The organism is Amycolatopsis sp. WAC 01416 (assembly GCF_003947485.1).
Taxonomy (GTDB): domain Bacteria; phylum Actinomycetota; class Actinomycetes; order Mycobacteriales; family Pseudonocardiaceae; genus Amycolatopsis.
Window position 1 is genome coordinate 362,526 of record NZ_QHHX01000005.1, and the last position, 15,740, is coordinate 378,265.

The window sequence follows — 15,740 nt, forward strand, 5'->3', positions numbered from 1 at the left end:
GGCGAGTGTCCCACTATGTAAGGATCGGCCCATGCCCGACCGCCTCTCCGCGCTCGACGCCTCGTTCCTGTACGTGGAAGACCACTCGACCCCCATGCACGTCGGTGGAGTGGCGGTCTTCGAGCGACCGCGCGACGGCTTCACCCACGAGCAGCTGCTGGACCTCATCGGGCAGCGGCTGGCGTTCCTGCCGCGCTACCGGCAGCGGGTGCTGGAGGTACCGGGGCATCTCGCGCGGCCGGTGTGGGTCGACGACGTCGACTTCGACCTGAACTACCACGTCCGCCGGTCCGCGCTGCCGCAGCCGGGCTCCGACGGCCAGCTGTTCGATCTCGTGGCCCGGCTGATGTCGAGGCGGCTCGACCCGGGAAGGCCGCTCTGGGAGGCGTACTTCGTCGAGGGGCTCGCGGGGGATCGCGTCGCGCTGGTGACCAAGACGCATCAGTCGGTCGTGGACGGGCTCGGCACCATCGAACTCGGCCAGCTGATCCTCGACGCCACCCCGCAAGAGCCGGAACCGTTCGACGACAACTGGCATCCGCGCCGGGAACCGAGCCGAACCCAGCTGATCCTCGACGCGGTCGCCGAGACCGTGCAGCGGCCGACGGAGCTGGTGGAGAACGTCCGGTCCATCGCCCACGACGCCACCGCGATGGCGGGCAAGGTCACCGAAACGGTGGGCGACGTCGCGTCGGCGCTGAAGACGATGGTGCATCCGGCGCCGTCCGGGCCGCTCAACGTCCGCACTTCCGGCGGCCGGATGTTCGCCGTGGTCCGCACGCGGCTGGAGGATTTCCGCAAGGTCCGCGCGGACCACGGAGGTACGGTCAACGACGTCGTGCTCGCGGCGATCACCGGTGCGCTGCGGGAATGGCTGCTCTCCCGCGGTTCGAACCTGACGGCGACGACCACCGTGCGCGCGCTGGTGCCGATGGCCGTCCGCGACGCCGAGACGGCCGAATACTCGACGCCCGCCCTGGTCGGGAACCAGGTCGACGCCTATCTGGTGGATCTCCCGGTCGGCGAGCCGAACGCGGTCCTGCGGTTGCAGCACATCGGCCACGCGATGGCGGACCACCTCGACTCCGGCCGTTCGGTCGCCGCGCGCGGGCTGCTGACGGTCGGTGGCTTCGCGCCGGCGACGCTGCATTCGCTGGGCGCGCGGGCGGCCGGGTCGATGTCGGGGCGCATCTTCAACGTGCTGATCACGAACTCGCCGGGCCCGCAGGTGCCGCTCTACGCGGGACAGGCGAAGATGGTGGAGATGTTCCCGGTCATGCCGCTGGTGCGCAATCAGGCGCTGGCGATCGGGGTCACCTCGTATCACGGGGGTGTCTACTTCGGACTGAACGGCGACCGCAAGGCCGTGTCCGATGTGGACCTGCTCGCCGGGATGATCGAGGAATCGTTGGAAGAGCTGAAGGGTGCGCACTGGTGAGGGTCTATCTACCGGCGACGATCGCGATGCTCCGTGAGCTCGAAACCTCGGGAGAGTTCCGGGCACGCAGCGGCACGGGATTCGCGCTGACCCCGGCGCTGCGGGAGTCCTACGCCAGCGGATCCGACGAAGAACTCGAGTACGCCGCGCTGCTCGACGCCGCCAGGGCGTCGCTCCGGCTGATCGAGGCCGAGGAGAAGCCCGAGCCGCGGCGGGTGGTGATCTCGGCCGACGTCGAGGAGGTCACGCTGCGCCCGGATCTCGACGCCGCCGTCGTCCGGCTGTCCGGGCCGGTGAAGATCGCCGACGTCGCCGCGATCCACGTCGACGCCGCGGAGGCCGCGGAGTCGGTGCAGGCCGCCGCCGCGGTGATCGACCAGGCGGACCTCGGCGACCCGGACGCGGAATTCACCCTCGGCGACGCCGAGGACCACGAACTCGCCTGGTACGCGCCCCAAGAGCTCCCGTTCCTGCTGGAACTCCTGTAGCCACCCTCGCAATTCGGCACCTGCTTGCGATCGTTGCGCGCGCAACGATCGCAAGCAGGTGCCGAATTGCGAGGGTTCTAGAACCAGGACGGGCCGGGCACCGGGCGTTCGGGCCGCCAGCCGGTCGCTTCGGTGAGCCGGGTCGAGACGACCCGCTGCGAACGCGCCAGTACCGACATCAGGCCCAGCCGGTTCGCCATCCACTTCGGCACCGCGCGCGGCCGCCGGACACCGGCCGCGACGGCCATCGCCTCGCCGAGTTCCTGCTTCCGCACCGGATCCGCCGCCAGGTTGTAGACGCCGCTCGGCGCCCGCAGCGCCGCGATCGCGCCCGCCGCCGCGTCGTCGGGGTGGATCGGCGCGGTCCAGTCGGTCCGGCGGCCGAAGATCAGCGGCGAACCGCGCCGCGCGGCCGCCAGCATCATCGTGGTCATCGCGTCGTCTCCGACCAGGAGCCCGATCCGCAGCCGGATCGCGGTGCGGCCCTCGTCCGCCAGTTCCGCGATGTTCGCGTGTGCAACCGTCGAAGACGCGATGTTGCCGCGCAGCGCGAGAGGCGCGTCCTCGTCCAGTTCCTCGTCGCCGCCGTCGGCGTAGACGAACGAAATCCCTTCCTGCACCACGATTCCCAGCTCGTCGACCCGTCGGGCGGCGTCGGCGAGGGTCCGGCTGCCGTTGATCCGCACCCGGTCGTTCTCCGCCCAGCCGGACAACGTCATCGCGTGGCGCGCGTCCGGGATCCGCGTCGCGACGTTCACCACCGCGTCGTGCCCGTTCAGCGCGCCTGCCAGCGAATCGACGTCGAACAACGAGCCCTGCACCGGTTTCGCCCCGGTCGCCCGCACCGCGGCGACGCGGTCCACACCGCGGGCCAGCCCGCTCACCTCGTGGCCATCGGCCAGCAGCCGACGCACCAGCGGACGTCCCAGCACCCCGGTCGCCCCGATCACCATCACGCGCATGTTCATTCCTCCTGTCGCCTTCACAAGAGGGACGAGACGGGTCCGGGGAACGTGACCGGGTCAGCCTGCCGGGATCTCCCCGATCTCCTCCGGCGGCGGCGCCTGGATGTCGGCCTGCGTACCCCATTCGCGGTAGCGCGCGACGATCCGGGCCATCGCGCTGTCCGGGACGCCGGAAGCGGCGAGGACGGGGGCGAGGTCGAGCACGATCTGCAGCGGCTGGTGCGCGTCGTCGAGCCAGACCTCCATGGGGATCTTCCCGAGTTTGCCGTGCAGCTCGCCGACGGCTTCCGCCGACAACCCGGCGGGCAGGTCACCGCCCAGCGCGGCCATGTCGACGTCGAGCCGGTAGCGCTCGGCGGACACGCCGTCGAGTTCGGCGTGTCCCGATTCGGTGAGCGTGCCCGCCCGCCGGACCTGGTCGAGCGCGCGGGCCGGATCGTTCTGCTTGGCCAGCTGGTCGATGCTGCCGCCGGCGACCTGCGAGAACGGGTCCGCGCCGTCGGGGGACACCTTGACCCAGGGTTTTCCGCCGGGAACGTCCTCACGGGCGGCCTCGGGAACCTTGGCGAAGACGGTCTTGTCGACCAGCCGTAGTTCGAGCGCCTCGCCGAGGAAGTCCGTGGTCATGGCCAGTGCGGTGCCCGTCCCCGCGACCCGCGCCTGCCCCTGGCTCTTCGACCGCATCGTGCCCGCCGTGACGTCCGTGGCGAACTTCGCCGCCTTGCCGTCCATGGCGGACATGGCCCCGTCGGCGAGCGCGCGGGCGTCGGCGAACGAGACGGTCTCGCCGTCGCACGCGCCGAGCAGCGCGCCGAGTACGAGCACGACGGTCGACAGGGCCGTTCTTCGCATGAGGACCTGCTTTCACAGTGCGGGCACCCAAGCGAAACACAGCCGCGGACCTCGCCCCGATCGGGGGAACGGCTCAGCGGCTGTCGCCGACCGCCTCGGGCGGCGGCGCGATGATCACCACGTCCGAAGCCCAGCTTTCGTACTTCACCGTGGCTTTGTCGACGCTGACCTGCACCGGACGCTGCTCGGCGTCCAGCCACACCTCGGCGGGGGCGCCGCCGAGATCGAGGACGTAGTGCGTGGCGGCCGTGCCGTTCACGTCGGCCGGTCCGGACTTGGTGACCTTGCCCGATTTCGCGATCCGGTCGATCGTGCGGGTGGGATCCATCGTCTCGACGACCTTCGTCATCAGCGCGCCGTTGGCCGCGGAGAGCGCGTCCTTGCCGTCGGCGGTGATCTTGACCCATTCCTTGCCGCCCCTGTTCTCCTGGAGCTGGGCGTCCGACAGGTGGTAGTAGAGGACGCCGTCGGCGAAGATCAGGTCCCGTTTCTCACCGGCGACCTCGGCGACCATGGAGAACTTGCTGTTCGGACCCTCATAGAGCCCGGAACTGGTGACGACGACCTTGCGGCCGTCCTCCGAGGTGGTCTCGAGCGCGACTTTGGACGAACGCGCCTTCTGGGTGCCCGCGGCGGCGGCCGAAGCCAGCTGCGCCGCGTCCTGCGCGGGTGGCGCCGCCGGTTGCTCTCCACCGGAGCAGCCGCCCAGCAGTAGGAGAGCGGTACAGACGACGGCGAATCCGGTGGCACGCATAGGACTCCCTCGGGTGAATGGTCTGTACCACCACCGTAGTGCCTGTCGCGTGAATTTCCACCGTCCGAATGTCGGGGCGAGGTGGGTCAAGTTGGTCGTGAGTGGCGATTCGGGTTAGAACCCGAATCGCCACTCACGACCACCCGTACCGAGGCGTCACCGCCGCCCTCCCCGCTCGCCGAACGCGTGAAGGCCCCCTTCCCTCGGCTGAACCGTGGGAAGGGGGCCTTCACGCGTGCGAGCAGCTAGCCGCTTACCGGCCGCCGGCCTTCTTCATGATCTCCGCCAGGTCGCCGACCTGGTCGGCGGGCGGGGCGGTGACGGTGATCGGCGTGCCCCAGTCGGTGTACTTGATCGTGGCCTTCGCCGAGCCCTCACCGGGAGCGCCCAGGGCCTTCATGAACGCGGTCTGGTCCATGGTGACCTGCAGCGGAAGGTTGTCGGCGTTGAGCCACAGCTCGGTGGGGATGGTGACGTTCTTGCCCTTGAGCTTCGCGTCGATCTGCTTCTGCGCCTCGGGCGGGAGCGGCACACCGGCCTCGCCGACGACGAGCGCGATCGCCTTCTCGACCTCGATGTCGATGACGTAGTGGTTGGTCAGCTCACCGTTCAGCTGGACCTGGTCCGACTTCGTGATCTTCCCGGCCTTCGCGACCTGCTCCAGAGTGCGGGACGGGTCGCTGTCCTTGACGGCCTTCGACATCATCTTGCCGAGCAGCTGCGACATCGGGTCCTGGCCGTCGGCCGAGACCTTCACGTACTCCTTGTCGGTCTTCATCTCCGCCTTGTCGGCGGCGTCGAGCTTGAAGTACAGCGCCTTGTCGACGAACAGGATGTCCATCTTCTTGCCGTCGCTGTCCATCGACATCGAGAACTTGCTGTTCTCGCCGTCATACAGGCCCTGACCGGTCACGGTCATGGTCTGGCCGCCGGAGGAGGCCTCCATGGAGACCTTCGACGACTTGGCCTTCGTCGTGCTCTCCTTGGTGAGAGCGGCCAGCTGGACCGCGTCGCCCAGCGGTGACGAAAGCATGCTCTTCGCTTCGGAAGGAGCGGGGGCAGCCGCGCCGGGCTGCTTCTCGCCACCGCAGGCGGACAGCGCCAGGACGGCGGCCGTGGTGATGGCGGCGAGCGTGGTTACGCGCTTCAAGTGGACCCCTCAGAAAAGTTGATCTAATCCGAACGGGTTATCGCTCCAGGCCGGAATTAGTTACCGATCGTCGTCATGCCCAGCTCGGGAGCCCAAAAGCCGGCGCAACGAGCCCAGTCGCTCCGGGCTGGCGTGACCGTCGGTGACCACGTCGTCGAGCGCGCAGTCCGGGTCCGAAGGCGGGCCGAGGTGGCCGCAGCCGGAAGGGCACTCTTCGGCGGCCTCGGCGAACTCCTCGAAGGCGAGCACGATGTCGTCGGCGGTCACGTGCGCGAGCCCGAAGGAGCGGATGCCCGGCGTGTCGACCACCCAGCCGCCGCCGGGAAGGGGGAGCGCGACCGCCGCGACGGACGTGTGCCTGCCCTTGCCGACCGCGCTGACCACGCCGGTCGCCAGTCCGGCGTCCGGCACCAGCCGGTTGACCAAAGTGGACTTCCCGACGCCCGAATGCCCGACCAGTGCGGTGACCCGGTCCTTGAGCCGCCCGGTCAGTTCCTCCGGATGCTCGTCGTGCCGGGTGACCACGGCCGGGATGTCGAGGCCCGCGTAGCCGGCGAGGAGTTCGTCCGGGCTCGCGAGGTCGGCCTTCGTCAGGCAGAGGACAGGTTCGAGGCCCCCCGCGTAGCAGGCGACGAGGCAGCGGTCGATGAACCCGGTGCGCGGCGGGGGATCGGCCAGCGCGGTGACGATCAGCAACTGCTCGGCGTTGGCGACGACCACCCGTTCGAAGGGATCGGTGTCGTCCGCCGTCCGGCGCAGCACACTGGAACGTTCGTCCACCCGGATGATGCGGGCGAGGGTGTCCGGTTTGCCGCTCACGTCACCGACGATGCCGACGGTGTCGCCGACGACGACCGAGACCCGGCCCATCTCGCGGGCCCGCATCGCGGTGACGACACGCTCCGGATCCGAGTCGATCGCGCAGGTCCAGCGCCCGCGGTCCTTGCCGATGACCATCGCCGTGGAGGCGTCGGCGTGCTCGGGACGGCGTTTGCTGCGCGGCCTGGTGCCCTTGCCGGGACGGATCCGCACGTCGGTTTCGTCCAGCCTGCGCCAGTCCTTGCCAGCCAAACCGCCTCCTGCTCTTCGCGTCCCGCGGAAGAATGATCCCATGCCACTCGCCAACCCATGGTCAGCGTGTAACGATGACTTCTGATTAGGAGGTTTTCGCATGTGCGGGCGCTATGCCGCCACCAAGGATCCCGCGGCGCTGATCGACGAGTTCGCCGCGGTGGATCTGACCGAGGGCCGGATCCGGACCGATCACAACGTGGCGCCGACCAAGGACGTCCCCACCGTGGTGCAGCGGCATCCGCGGGACGCCGACGGCGCGGTGCTCGAGGACGAGCCCGCGGTCCGGTCACTGCGGATGATGCGCTGGGGACTGGTCCCGTTCTGGGCGAAGGACCCAGGAGTCGGCTCGAAGATGATCAACACGCGTGCCGAGACGGCCAAGGAGAAGCCGTCGTTCAAGAAGGCGGTCTCCGCGCGGCGTTGCCTCGTCCCCGCCGACGGCTGGTACGAGTGGCGGCGTGACGGCAAGGAGAAGCAGCCCTTCTTCATGACCGGACCGGATGACGGCTCGCTCGCGTTCGCCGGTATCTGGGAGACCTGGCGGCCGAAGGACGACAAGGACGCCGACCCGCTGATCACCTTCTCCGTGATCACCACGGACTCGGTCGGCAGGCTCACCGACATCCACCACCGCATGCCGCTGCTGATGCCACGCGAGAAGTGGGACACCTGGCTCGACCCCGACCGGTCCGACGTCACCGACCTGCTCGTCCCGCCCGCCGAGGACCTGGTCGACACGATCGAACTGCGGCCGGTGTCCAGCCTGGTCAACAACGTCCGCAACAACGGCCCGCAGCTGCTGGACCGCGTCGAACCCGCCGCGGAAAGCGCGCTCTTCGACGTGCCGAAGTCATGACGAAGCTGGAGATCGACACCGCCTACGGCCCCGCGCGGGCCGAGCTGCACTGTGCCGAGGAGGGCATCGCGGTGCTGATGCTCGGCCACGGCGCCGGCGGCGGGATCGGCGCGAAGGACCTGGTCGCGGTCACGCGGGCGGCGCAGGCGGCCGGTGTCCACGTCGCGCTCGTCGAACAGCCGTACCGGGTGGCGGGCCGCCGCGCTCCCGCACCCGCCACCCAGCTCGACACCGCCTGGCTCACCGTGGCCGACGAGATCTCCGCACACTTCGACGATCTCCCGATCGTCTTCGGCGGCAGGTCCTCCGGGGCCCGCGTCGCCTGCCGGACCGCCGCGGCGGGACAGGCGGTGGCGGTGCTCTGCCTGGCCTTCCCGGAACACCCGCCGGGGAAGCCGGAGAAGTCCCGGCAGGGCGAGTTGGACGCGGTCGAGGTCCCGACACTCGTGGTGCAGGGCGAGCGCGACCCGTTCGGCCTGCCCAAGGCGGGCCCGCATCACGAGATCGTGGTGCTCAAGGGCGACCACAACCTCAGCGCGGACCTCGAAGGCGTGTCACGCGCGGCCGCCGAGTGGCTGGAGCGTGTGCTGCGGCCGCTCACCTGAGAGCCGTCGCCGGGCGTAGTGCACGGTGACGGCCGCCAGCAACGGTCCCCAGAGCAGGAGCGGCGCGTAACAGGCCGCCATGACGATGTCGTAGACCGGCGAGTCCTCTCTGGTCCCCGGCGCCATCGAGGAATCGGCCTCGATCCAGCCGAACAGCCCCTGGACGCCCAGCCCGGTCAGCGCGAGCGCGCCCGCGGCGGCCGGGAGGATCGCCGCGAGCGGCGGGATCCGGCGGCCACGCAGCCCCGGGATCCAGCGCGGCCACACCTCACCCCACGGCCGGACGAGCCCGAGAGTGAGAAACGCGAGCGCCTCGGTGAGGAAGCTCAGGCCGAAGACATAGGCCGTGCCCCAGCCGGGGATGCCGAACTCCGCCAGCCCTTGTGTGGTGAACCCGACCGGGACGCCGAGGCCCATCGCGATCCGCCACAGCCCGGACGGCAACGTCGCCAGCAGCGTGGCGTGGGCGGCGAGGTTCGCCCACCTCGGTACGCCGGACACGGTCTCGGTCATTTCGTCGCTCCCAGGAATCGTCGTTCGTTCGCCGATGACGATTCCCGAGCGCGGCCGCGTGATCTTCCCGCTGCGGACCGACCCTCCTCCCTCGCGAGGGTGAGCGACCACCGCAAGTAGGTGACTAGTTGCGGGAGGCAGGGCTTCGCTCAGCACTGCGCCGAGTCCGGTTCGCGTTCTGTGAAGGCCCCCTTGAGGGACCCAGAGTCCCTCAAGGGGGCCTTCACGGAACACCAGCAGCGCCAGCAGGTACCCGAGCGGTGTGTGAAGGACCCCTTCAGGTACTTCGGCTTGCGGCAGGCGCGTGAGCGACCCATCGCAAGTAGGTGACTAATTGCGGGAGGGGCTTGGCGACATCGCTCAGCTCGCGATCGGGGCGACGACGGCGCCGGTCAGCCGCACCAGATCACCGGGCGCGAGTTCGACCTCCAGGCCGCGGCGTCCGGCCGAGCAGTGCACGGTCTCGAACTTCTCCGCCGAGGCGTCGATCACCACCGGCAGCCGGCTCCGGTGCCCGAGCGGCGAGATCCCGCCGAGCACGTATCCCGTCGCGCGCTGCGCGGCCGAGGGGTCGGCCATCTTCGCCTTCTTGCCGCCCGCGGCGGCCGCCAGCGCCTTCAGATCCAGCTGGCCGGTGACCGGGACCACGCCGACGGTCAGTTTCCCGTCGACCTCGGCGACCAGTGTCTTGAACACGCGTGCGGGGTCGAGCCCCAGCGCCTCGACGGCTTCGAGGCCGTACGACTCGGCCCGCGGGTCGTGGTCGTAGGCGTGCAGCATGTGTGCCACTTTCTGCTTCGCCAGCAGCGCCGTCGCCGGGGTTCCCTTGCCTGCCATGGGCGGAGTCTACGAGCGCGCCGGGAATGCCCGGCCGGGCCGCACTGTTGGAAGCCACGTGTCCACCACACTCGAAGCTCCCCGAATCCTGATCCCGCGCACGCCGGGCGGCCAGGTGATCCGTCCGCGCGTAAACTCGTCGACGTCTCATGCGCACAAGCGCATCGACGCCGATCGGGAAGGGAACGGTTTGCCGAGCACGCAGAATCCCGCGCCGGACACGGGCACGGACGCCCAAGAGGCGGCCGCGCGGGCCGAGCGCTTCGAGCGGGACGCGATGCCCCTGCTCGACCAGCTGTACTCGGCCGCCATGCGGATGACCCGGAATCCCGCCGACGCCGAGGACCTCGTCCAGGAGACGTACCTGAAGGCATACGCGGCCTTCGCGTCCTTCAAGGCGGGTACGAACCTCAAGGCGTGGATGTACCGCATCCTCACGAACACCTACATCAACGGCTATCGCAAGCGTCAGCGCCAGCCGGTGCAGCAGCCCACCGAGGAGATCACCGACTGGCAGATCGCCAAGGCGGAGAATCACACCTCCAGCGGGCTGCGCTCGGCCGAGGTCGAGGCGATGGACAACCTGCCCGACGCCGACGTCAAGGAAGCGCTGCAGAAGCTGCCCGAGGAGTTCCGCCTCGCGGTCTACCTCGCCGATGTCGAAGGTTTCGCGTACAAGGAGATCGCCGAGATCATGGACACGCCCATCGGCACCGTGATGTCCCGGCTGCACCGCGGCCGCGCCCAGCTCCGTGACCTGCTCGCCGATGTCGCCCGCGAGCGGGGCTTCATCCGCGCGGGCAAACAACAGGAGGTGGCGGGGCGATGAGCGAGGACTACTGCGCCGGCGCGGACGACAAGGTCAGGTGCGAGGAAGCCCTCGCCGACATCTACCTGCTGCTGGACAAGGAGTGCAGCGCCGAGCGCGACGCCGCCCTGCGCAAGCACATCGAGGACTGCCCGCCGTGCCTCGAGGAATACGGCATCGACGAGCACATCAAGCAGCTGCTCGCCCGTAAGTGCGGTGGCGACCACGCGCCGGACGACCTCAAGTCCCGGCTGCGGGCCTCGATCCGCCAGACCGTGCAGACCAAGGGCGCGATCACCATCGAACGCACCGAGGTCAAGATCGAGCAGACCTTCGAGTAGAGCCCCCGGACACACGAAGGCCCCCGTACCGGATCGGTGCGGGGGCCTTCGTCGTCTGATCGAATGATCAGGAGTTGGGCTTCTTGCCGTGGTTCGCGCCGTTCTTCTTACGGTCGCGACGCTTGCGGGCGCGCTTCGACATGTTTCACTCCTCGTCCGAGTGGCCCTCGCGGGGTGGTACGACACCGCTGGGCCAGGGTCAACCTCTCCAGTGTGTCATGCGGCCCTCACCCTGCTTGGATGGGGACGTGTCCACTCTTTCCGATCTGCTCGCGGAGAACACCGGCCTGTCCGGTGAGGCCGCGGATCATCTCCAGACCGTGGTCGCCGAATGGCAGCTGCTGGCCGACCTGTCCTTCGCCGACTTCCTGCTCTGGGTCGCCGTCTCGGAAGAACTTCAGCCCGACGGCGGCGACTACGTCTGCGTCGCGCACGCGCGCCCGACGACGGCGCCGACCGCCCATCCGGAGGACGTCGTCGGCTCCCGGTTCACCGTCGACGAGCATCCGCAGCTGGCGAAGGCGAGCCGCGAGGTGCGGATCTGCCGCGAAGAGGACCCACACTGGTACCGCGACCTGCCGATGCGCCGCGAGGCCATCCCGGTGGTGTTCGCCGGTACGGTGATCGCCATCCTCAGCCGCGAGACCAACCTCGCGGCCTCGCGGGTGCCGAGCCCGCTGGAAATCGCCTACCTCGGCAGCGCCGGCGACCTGTGCCAGATGATCGTCGACGGCACCTTCCCCAGCCCGGGGAACCAGACGGACACGCACACCAGCCCGCGGGTCGGCGACGGCCTCATCCGCCTCGATCCGACCGGCACCGTGGTCTTCGCCAGCCCGAACGGGTTGTCGGCGTATCACCGCATGGGGCACGAATCCGACCTGGTCGGGCAGCGCCTCGCGCCGCTGACCCGCTCGCTCATCCGTGACCCGTTCGACGCGACCGAGGTTTCGCACCGGATCATCGAAGCGCTCGACGGCAAGCCCAGCAGCCGCACGGAGGCGGATTCCCGCCGCGGCGCCGTCGTGCTGTTCCGTGCGTTGCCGCTGCGCCCCGCCGGGCAGGCCGCGGGCGCGCTCGTGCTGGTGCGCGACGTCACCGAAGTGAAGCGCCGTGACCGCGCCCTCCTTTCGAAGGACGCGACCATCCGTGAGATCCACCACCGGGTGAAGAACAACCTCCAGACCGTCGCCGCGCTGCTGCGGCTCCAGTCGCGCCGGACCTCCAGCGAGGAGGCGCGGCTCGCGCTCGGCGAATCCGTGCGCCGGGTCTCTTCGATCGCGATGGTGCACGAGGCGCTGTCCATCTCGGTGGACGAACGGGTCGATCTCGACAAACTGCTCGACAACGTCCTCCCGATGGTCGGTGAGGTCGCGACGGCCGAATCGCAGGTCGGGCTTTCGCGCAAGGGCTCGTTCGGAGTCGTCGTCGCCGAGATCGCGACGCCACTGGTGATGGTGCTGGCCGAACTGGTCCAGAACGCCATCGAGCACGCGTTCCCCGGCGGACGGCCGGGCAAGGTCGAACTCGAGGTGGAACGCTCGGCCCGCTGGCTCGACGTCGTCATCCGCGACAACGGGCGCGGACTGCCCTCGGGTTTCTCGCTGGAACGCAGCGATGGCCTCGGGTTGCAGATCGTGCGGACCCTGGTGGAGTCGGAACTGCGCGGATCGCTGTCGATCCGTGGGCTGCGCGGGGAATCCGAGGAGACCGTCGGCCGCCGTGCGGGAACCGAAGCGGCCCTGCGGATCCCGTTGTCGCGACGGCTGTGAGCTCCACCGCCACGGCGTCCGGTGTGGACTGTCGCTTTTGATCGTCCCTTGTGGACAGTCTTACCCGGACACGTTTTAGGGCCGGCGCCCGAAGAGAAAGTTGGCGCCGGCCCTGTAACGGTTCCGCGGGAGGACTTGGGAAAGTCCAGCGAAGCCATACCCCCGTGAGGGTGTGTCGGCCTCGCTTGTTAAGCTCAAGTCGGGTACGTGTCACCTCACGACGCAGGGCCATACAGCCACTGCGCCGCAGGAGTTTCCCGAAGCTTGGGGTCTTGCTCAGTTGTGAGTAATACGATGAAGCGTGCTGAGTCCGAAAGACTCAGGCAGAGGTACGCGTGCCGATGTGCGTACGACGGCGCTTCAGGGCCCGTCGCTCGTCCTCGCTCATCCCGCCCCAGACGCCTGCGTCCTGCCCGCTGGCCAAAGCCCAGGCCAGGCAGTCGGAAGCGACGGTGCAGCGGTGGCACACGGATTTCGCCTGAGTTACCTGCGACAGAGCAGGACCGCTGGTTCCCACCGGGAAGAACAGCTCGGGGTCCTCGTCTCGGCAGGCCGCGTCATGGCGCCAGTCCATGTTTCTGAGCTCCTTCATAACGGCGCGGTACTCCGCGCCATAGTCGTCATGGCGGTCGTTTTTTTGGGTGCTTGTGAATGCTTTCACGAAGCACCCGTTTCGACAAGGGTTTTCTGAAGATCGGTGAGTCAGCTCACCCGGCCGAGCGACGCTTCTGACCTGCGGTTTCGTTCCGAAACAGCCTCCCGAAGGGAAGGCCGATGCGGTGAGCGGAGGTTCTGCGTCGATGAGCGGCAGGTCGTACTTTGCCGCAGGCGATCAGCGGTCCGGTCGTCAGACGATTACCGTCAGTGCTCCCGGGACGCTGAAGAACTCCACCCTCTTCCGCTGGCCGACGAGGTCGCCGTCCACCTGGAAGTTTACCGGTTCAGCAGCGTCTATGCGGATCATCGGCAGGTCATCGTGACGAAGGAGACGTCGCCCGCGTTGGTTGCTCTTCGTGAGCAATGCCTGCCGTACATGCTTGAACACGGTGGGCAATCCCAGACCGTTCAACGCGAAAAGGCCCAGTCCGGTGTCGAACGAGCTGCCCGGGTTGAGGTGGACGGGACGGTCCCCCAGGTAACTCCACGGATCGGTGTTCGACACGAAAGCGGTCAGCACTTCGGTGGGCTCTTCGCCAGGGATCCGGACCGTGAGGGGTGGACGGCCGAGCGGAGGCCGCAGATGCGACACCACGGCGGCCCTCAGATAGAGCCCGGCGGTGGTCTGCTTGCCCCGTCGCTTGGCCACCCTGCCGACGACGTCGGCGTCCCAGCCGAGGCCGGCGTTGAAGGTGAACCAATGGCCGTCGGCGATCCCGAGGCCGACTTTGCGGCTCCGGTCGTTCTCGATGGCGTTGAGAAGCTGATGGGTCGCTTCCACGGGATCGTGCGCGATCCCCAGCGCGCGGGCGAAGACGTTCGCCGAGCCACCCGGCACGACACCGAGCATGGGGACGTCGCCCACCTTCGCGGGATCGCCGTCGGCGTCCGCGAGCAGGCCGTTGACCACCTCGTTGACCGTGCCGTCGCCGCCGTGGGCGACCACCAGGTCGATCCCGTCACGGGCGGCGGACCGGGCGACGGCCATCGCGTGGCCGCGGTAGTCGGTCTCCACCACGTCGAGTTTGACCTGGCTGGCCAGTGCGTGCGCCAGCACGTCACGGCCACCGGCGGTGGTCGAGGTGGCCTGGGGATTCACGACGAGGATGGCACGCACATACCGCAGGGTAAGCCTCTTCGGCCCGAAGAGGGGAGCGTCAGGTGACGCGAAGCTCAATGGCACGCGCGTCCTCGAGGCAGTGTCGCTCAACGCGCGCTTTCGGATTTCCGAAGCCGGGCCGCGGCGTCGACTGACGACTCACTTGGCCGTGTCAGCGGCCCGATCTTCGCAAATCCGAGGCCTCCGGCCGCCAAGAAACGCGCGCGTGACCTTATGACCCCTGTGGCGGGCGTCCCTCCTCACTGCCGGTGAATGACAGCGTGTCGTGACAAGTGCACCCGGGCCGACCGCCCGCTCATCGACGACGCCTCCAATTCTTCCCATACGGCGGTCCGGGGAAACCGGCCGACCGGGTGGCATACGATCGAAAGCGCTCACGTACGGTGACCCGCCCTGGTGGAGCGCCGTGACCGGAAGCCTGGAAGGCTGTTTCGCCGTGTCCATCGCAGACAAGCTCTCGCCCGCGCCCCGTGAAGTCCGCCTCGCCGGGGCCGTCACCGCGCTGCCGGGGCTCGCCCTGATCGTGTTCGCGATCCTGCTCCTGGTCAACGGCCAGGCCGGACCGGAGAACCTGCTGGCCGAGGTCGCCTACTACCTCGTCCTCGCCGCCGGAACGCTGGCCTGCGCGGTCGGCCTGGCGATGGGGAAGACGTGGGCTCGCTCGCCCGGTGTGGTCGTCGCGCTGATCCTGGTCGGCGTCGGCTGGTACGGCGCGGGCCCGTCCGGGCAGCCGCTGTGGGGAGTGCCGCTCGCGCTGATCGGTGTCGCCGTCATCGTGCTGCTGTTCCGCCGCCCTTCGCGCGCGTGGGCGCTCGGGATGCAGGACGGCGAAAGCGAGGAGGAGGCCGCCGAGCGCGACGGCGCCGCGGGTCGTGCTGCGCGTCGCGAACGCGAGGAGCGGGACTCCTGACTCCGCACTCGCGTGATCAGAGACGTAACTCGCGTGATTGGAGACGTAACTTCGAGTGCGGCGTCCAATCACGTGAGTTACGTCCCTGATCACGTGAGTTACGCCTTCGCTCACGCTAGACCTGGGCGGCGAGCGCCTTCAGCGGTTCGTCGGTGAGGCGGTCGACGGTCCATTCGTCCATCGGCACCGCGCCGAGGGACTTGTAGAAGCCCTGCGCCGGGTTCCAGTTGAGCACCGACCATTCGAGGCGGGCGTAGCCGCGCTCGACGCAGACCGCCGCGAGGGTGGCCAGTAGCGCCTTGCCGAGGCCGGAGCCGCGCTGCTCGGGGCGGACGTAGAGGTCCTCCAGGTAGATGCCGTGCACGCCGCGCCAGGTGGAGAAGTTGAGGAACCAGAGCGCGTAGCCGACGATCTCGCCGTCGACCTCGGCGACGTGCCCGAACAGGCCGGGAGCCTCGCCGAACAGTGCCGTGCGCAGCTGCTCGGGCGTGAGGTGGCATTCGTCCGGGGCGCGTTCGAACTCGGCGAGGTCGTAGACGAGCTGGACGACGGCGTCCACGTCTTCTTCGCGGATACGCCGGATGCGGTCGTCGCCCATTC

The 15,740-nt window shown here is 69.0% G+C and carries 19 protein-coding genes; 8 read left to right on the forward strand and 11 right to left on the reverse strand.

Annotation, left to right across the window (positions count from 1 at the left end):
* Nucleotides 1–31: 31 nt before the first annotated feature.
* Together DL990_RS18930 and DL990_RS18935 are read left to right on the forward strand one after the other, a co-directional pair.
* Nucleotides 32–1,438, forward strand: coding sequence for a wax ester/triacylglycerol synthase family O-acyltransferase (locus DL990_RS18930; RefSeq protein ID WP_125788381.1), 1,407 nt, complete (start codon nucleotides 32–34; stop codon nucleotides 1,436–1,438).
* Nucleotides 1,435–1,926 carry a hypothetical protein gene (locus DL990_RS18935; protein WP_125799433.1) on the forward strand — a complete coding sequence of 164 codons (492 nt, stop codon included), beginning with the start codon at nucleotides 1,435–1,437 and terminating at the stop codon, nucleotides 1,924–1,926. The genes DL990_RS18930 and DL990_RS18935 overlap by 4 nt, the downstream gene beginning before the upstream one ends.
* A gap of 77 nt (nucleotides 1,927–2,003) precedes the next feature.
* Here the strand turns inward: DL990_RS18935 and DL990_RS18940 are convergent, their stop codons facing one another.
* From DL990_RS18940 to rsgA, 5 genes are all read right to left on the reverse strand, one after another.
* The gene (locus DL990_RS18940) at nucleotides 2,004–2,888 is read right to left on the reverse strand and encodes an NAD(P)-dependent oxidoreductase (protein ID WP_125799434.1); all 885 of its coding nucleotides are present in this window, start codon (nucleotides 2,886–2,888) and stop codon (nucleotides 2,004–2,006) included.
* A 60-nt stretch (nucleotides 2,889–2,948) separates the two neighbouring features.
* Nucleotides 2,949–3,743: a hypothetical protein gene (locus DL990_RS18945; protein WP_125799435.1), complete on the reverse strand. Its 795-nt coding sequence runs from the start codon at nucleotides 3,741–3,743 to the stop codon at nucleotides 2,949–2,951.
* Nucleotides 3,744–3,816: 73 nt separating this feature from the next.
* A complete protein-coding gene (locus tag DL990_RS18950; protein WP_125799436.1) occupies nucleotides 3,817–4,497 on the reverse strand; it encodes a hypothetical protein in 681 nt (226 codons plus the stop codon).
* A 253-nt stretch (nucleotides 4,498–4,750) separates the two neighbouring features.
* The gene (locus DL990_RS18955) at nucleotides 4,751–5,647 is read right to left on the reverse strand and encodes a hypothetical protein (RefSeq protein WP_125788386.1); all 897 of its coding nucleotides are present in this window, start codon (nucleotides 5,645–5,647) and stop codon (nucleotides 4,751–4,753) included.
* A 60-nt stretch (nucleotides 5,648–5,707) separates the two neighbouring features.
* Nucleotides 5,708–6,718 carry a ribosome small subunit-dependent GTPase A gene (rsgA, locus tag DL990_RS18960; protein ID WP_125788387.1) on the reverse strand — a complete coding sequence of 337 codons (1,011 nt, stop codon included), beginning with the start codon at nucleotides 6,716–6,718 and terminating at the stop codon, nucleotides 5,708–5,710.
* A 100-nt stretch (nucleotides 6,719–6,818) separates the two neighbouring features.
* On the opposite strand from rsgA, the gene DL990_RS18965 reads away from it, so the two are divergent.
* Together DL990_RS18965 and DL990_RS18970 are read left to right on the forward strand one after the other, a co-directional pair.
* Complete coding sequence (locus DL990_RS18965; protein WP_125788388.1) at nucleotides 6,819–7,577, forward strand: SOS response-associated peptidase; 759 nt, start codon at nucleotides 6,819–6,821, stop codon at nucleotides 7,575–7,577.
* Nucleotides 7,574–8,182, forward strand: a complete 609-nt coding sequence (locus DL990_RS18970) for an alpha/beta family hydrolase (protein WP_125788389.1) — start codon at nucleotides 7,574–7,576, stop codon at nucleotides 8,180–8,182. The genes DL990_RS18965 and DL990_RS18970 overlap by 4 nt, the downstream gene beginning before the upstream one ends.
* On the opposite strand, the gene DL990_RS18975 is transcribed toward DL990_RS18970, so the two are convergent.
* Nucleotides 8,132–8,695, reverse strand: coding sequence for a hypothetical protein (locus DL990_RS18975; protein WP_125788390.1), 564 nt, complete (start codon nucleotides 8,693–8,695; stop codon nucleotides 8,132–8,134). The two genes, DL990_RS18970 and DL990_RS18975, sit on opposite strands and share 51 nt — an antisense overlap.
* A 360-nt stretch (nucleotides 8,696–9,055) precedes the next feature.
* Nucleotides 9,056–9,532 carry a Cys-tRNA(Pro) deacylase gene (ybaK, locus tag DL990_RS18980; RefSeq protein WP_125799437.1) on the reverse strand — a complete coding sequence of 159 codons (477 nt, stop codon included), beginning with the start codon at nucleotides 9,530–9,532 and terminating at the stop codon, nucleotides 9,056–9,058.
* Nucleotides 9,533–9,722: 190 nt separating this feature from the next.
* Here ybaK and DL990_RS18985 point away from each other — a divergent pair, with 190 nt between their 5' ends.
* A complete protein-coding gene (locus tag DL990_RS18985; protein WP_125788526.1) occupies nucleotides 9,723–10,361 on the forward strand; it encodes a sigma-70 family RNA polymerase sigma factor in 639 nt (212 codons plus the stop codon).
* The gene (gene rsrA / locus DL990_RS18990; protein ID WP_034305173.1) at nucleotides 10,358–10,681 is read left to right on the forward strand and encodes a mycothiol system anti-sigma-R factor; all 324 of its coding nucleotides are present in this window, start codon (nucleotides 10,358–10,360) and stop codon (nucleotides 10,679–10,681) included. The genes DL990_RS18985 and rsrA overlap by 4 nt, the downstream gene beginning before the upstream one ends.
* Before the next feature lie 67 nt (nucleotides 10,682–10,748).
* Here the strand turns inward: rsrA and DL990_RS42420 are convergent, their stop codons facing one another.
* The gene (locus DL990_RS42420; protein ID WP_369299112.1) at nucleotides 10,749–10,823 is read right to left on the reverse strand and encodes a 50S ribosomal protein bL37; all 75 of its coding nucleotides are present in this window, start codon (nucleotides 10,821–10,823) and stop codon (nucleotides 10,749–10,751) included.
* A 106-nt stretch (nucleotides 10,824–10,929) separates the two neighbouring features.
* Between DL990_RS42420 and DL990_RS18995 the strand changes: the two genes are divergently transcribed.
* Nucleotides 10,930–12,453: a sensor histidine kinase gene (locus DL990_RS18995; RefSeq protein WP_125788392.1), complete on the forward strand. Its 1,524-nt coding sequence runs from the start codon at nucleotides 10,930–10,932 to the stop codon at nucleotides 12,451–12,453.
* 319 nt (nucleotides 12,454–12,772) lie between these two features.
* Here the strand turns inward: DL990_RS18995 and DL990_RS19000 are convergent, their stop codons facing one another.
* Complete coding sequence (locus DL990_RS19000) at nucleotides 12,773–13,027, reverse strand: WhiB family transcriptional regulator (protein WP_026466945.1); 255 nt, start codon at nucleotides 13,025–13,027, stop codon at nucleotides 12,773–12,775.
* A 273-nt stretch (nucleotides 13,028–13,300) separates the two neighbouring features.
* Nucleotides 13,301–14,227 (reverse strand): diacylglycerol kinase family protein, encoded by a 927-nt coding sequence (locus DL990_RS19005; protein WP_125788393.1) that lies wholly within the window; start codon nucleotides 14,225–14,227, stop codon nucleotides 13,301–13,303.
* Nucleotides 14,228–14,636: 409 nt separating this feature from the next.
* Between DL990_RS19005 and DL990_RS19010 the strand changes: the two genes are divergently transcribed.
* Nucleotides 14,637–15,140, forward strand: coding sequence for a hypothetical protein (locus DL990_RS19010; RefSeq protein WP_199746464.1), 504 nt, complete (start codon nucleotides 14,637–14,639; stop codon nucleotides 15,138–15,140).
* Between the two features lie 115 nt (nucleotides 15,141–15,255).
* Here DL990_RS19010 and DL990_RS19015 read toward each other — a convergent pair whose 3' ends face one another.
* Nucleotides 15,256–15,738 carry a GNAT family N-acetyltransferase gene (locus DL990_RS19015; protein ID WP_125799438.1) on the reverse strand — a complete coding sequence of 161 codons (483 nt, stop codon included), beginning with the start codon at nucleotides 15,736–15,738 and terminating at the stop codon, nucleotides 15,256–15,258.
* Nucleotides 15,739–15,740: the final 2 nt, after the last annotated feature.

Coding starts and splice junctions, on each gene's coding strand:
- DL990_RS18930 (WP_125788381.1), top strand. CDS start 32: ATGCCCGACCGCCTCTCCGCGCTCGACGCCTCGTTCCTGTACGTGGAA.
- DL990_RS18940 (WP_125799434.1), bottom strand. CDS start 2,888: ATGCGCGTGATGGTGATCGGGGCGACCGGGGTGCTGGGACGTCCGCTG.
- DL990_RS18945 (WP_125799435.1), bottom strand. CDS start 3,743: ATGCGAAGAACGGCCCTGTCGACCGTCGTGCTCGTACTCGGCGCGCTG.
- DL990_RS18950 (WP_125799436.1), bottom strand. CDS start 4,497: ATGCGTGCCACCGGATTCGCCGTCGTCTGTACCGCTCTCCTACTGCTG.
- DL990_RS18965 (WP_125788388.1), top strand. CDS start 6,819: ATGTGCGGGCGCTATGCCGCCACCAAGGATCCCGCGGCGCTGATCGAC.
- DL990_RS18970 (WP_125788389.1), top strand. CDS start 7,574: ATGACGAAGCTGGAGATCGACACCGCCTACGGCCCCGCGCGGGCCGAG.
- DL990_RS18975 (WP_125788390.1), bottom strand. CDS start 8,695: ATGACCGAGACCGTGTCCGGCGTACCGAGGTGGGCGAACCTCGCCGCC.
- ybaK (WP_125799437.1), bottom strand. CDS start 9,532: ATGGCAGGCAAGGGAACCCCGGCGACGGCGCTGCTGGCGAAGCAGAAA.
- rsrA (WP_034305173.1), top strand. CDS start 10,358: ATGAGCGAGGACTACTGCGCCGGCGCGGACGACAAGGTCAGGTGCGAG.
- DL990_RS19000 (WP_026466945.1), bottom strand. CDS start 13,027: ATGGACTGGCGCCATGACGCGGCCTGCCGAGACGAGGACCCCGAGCTG.
- DL990_RS19015 (WP_125799438.1), bottom strand. CDS start 15,738: ATGGGCGACGACCGCATCCGGCGTATCCGCGAAGAAGACGTGGACGCC.